This window comes from Mesorhizobium sp. M0185, assembly GCF_040322175.1.
Taxonomy (GTDB): Bacteria; Pseudomonadota; Alphaproteobacteria; order Rhizobiales; family Rhizobiaceae; genus Mesorhizobium.
In genome coordinates this window covers 1-1,535 of record NZ_JAMYSY010000115.1, presented here as the reverse complement: position 1 = coordinate 1,535, position 1,535 = coordinate 1, and the positions used below count along the sequence as shown (strand labels likewise).

At 62.2% G+C, this 1,535-nt stretch carries 1 protein-coding gene; it reads left to right on the top strand.

Translation table 11 applies throughout. The features are described 5' to 3' along the window. The first annotated feature begins 77 nt into the window (after nucleotides 1-77). Nucleotides 78-1,451, top strand: a complete 1,374-nt coding sequence (locus NKJ20_RS33960; RefSeq protein ID WP_352749947.1) for a transposase — start codon at nucleotides 78-80, stop codon at nucleotides 1,449-1,451. Nucleotides 1,452-1,535: the final 84 nt, after the last annotated feature.

Genomic DNA, 1,535 nt, shown 5'->3' with positions numbered 1-1,535 from the left:
GATAGTGTTGAAAAAGTCCGGGTTGCAGCAGTCCTGAAGCACTGATTCAATCTTCGTCGTAAGAGGAGATTGAGTCGATGATGGGCGAGCAAAGTGTGATGCAGGAGGAGCTGTTCTACGGCTTCAGCCTGGAGCGGCATGTGCCGGCGGATCACCTGCTCAGAGCGATCGACCACTTCGTCGCCCTGTCCGCCATCCGCCAGCATCTGGCGCCCTTCTACAGCCCGATCGGCCGTCCCTCGATCGACCCTGAGCTGCTGATCCGCATGCTGATCGTCGGCTATTGCTTCGGCATCCGCTCGGAGCGCCGGCTGTGCGAGGAGGTACATCTGAACCTGGCCTATCGGTGGTTCTGCCGGCTTGGCCTCGAGGGTGATGTGCCTGACCACTCAACCTTCTCCAAGACCCGCCACGGCCGCTTCCGCGATGCCGACCTGCTGCGCGAACTGTTCGAGACCGTCGTCCGGCGCTGCATAGCTGAAGGGCTCGTCGGCGGCGAAGGCTTTGCGGTCGATGCCAGCATGATCGTCGCCGACGCCCATCGTCAGCGCGGGATCGAAACGGCCGAGGACCTCAATCCCAAAGCCAAGCGGGCCGTGGCTGAGTATCTCGCCACTCTGGATGACGCCGCCTTCGGGGCCGCCACGCCGGTGGAGCCCAAGTTCGTCTCCCCTGTTGATCCCGCCGCGCGCTGGACTGCCGCTTGGGGTGGCCCAGCCGTCTATGCCTATTGCACGAACTATTTGATCGACGTGGAGCACGCCATCATCGTGGACGTGGAGCCCTCGACCGCGGTGCGCCAAGCCGAGGTGACGGCCGCCAAGACTATGATCGAGCGGGCGCACGACGAGCTCGGCCTCTGGCCGGAGCGGCTGATTGCCGACACCGGCTACGGCTCGGCCGAAATGCTGAACTGGTTGGTGCATGAGCGTGGGATCGAGCCGCATATCCCGGTCTTCGACAAGTCTAGGCGCAAGGATGGCACCTTCTCGCGCGACGACTTCACCTACGACCATAAGGCCGATACATACATCTGTCCTGGCGGGAAGACGCTCAGGCAGCGCCAGAAGACCTATCGGATGCCACACCCTCTCGTCGACGAGAATGGCATGATGCGCTATCGCGCCAGCAAGCTGGATTGCGACGCCTGTGCCCTGAAGCCCAGCTGTTGCCCGAAGGAGCCGGCGCGCAAGGTGCTGCGCTCGATCTATGAGGGCGCGCGCGACATGGCCCGCGACATCGCAAAGACAGACGCCTACCAGACCTCACGCTATCAGCGGAAGAAGGTGGAGATGCTGTTCGCGCACCTCAAGCGCATCCTGAAGCTCGATCGATTGCGATTGCGCGGCCCCTGTGGTGCCCGCGATGAGTTCCACCTTGCAGCCATCGCCCAGAACCTCAGGAAATTGGCCAAGATTTGCACCCTCGGAACAAACGTCCGAGCCACTTAAGGCGAGGAGGTCGCGTCGACCTTAATCAAGACGCTTCGGTGCGAGTGGATCCACGGCTTCATCGCCGACTTCTTCAACACTATC

Coding starts and splice junctions, on each gene's coding strand:
- NKJ20_RS33960 (WP_352749947.1), top strand. CDS start 78: ATGATGGGCGAGCAAAGTGTGATGCAGGAGGAGCTGTTCTACGGCTTC.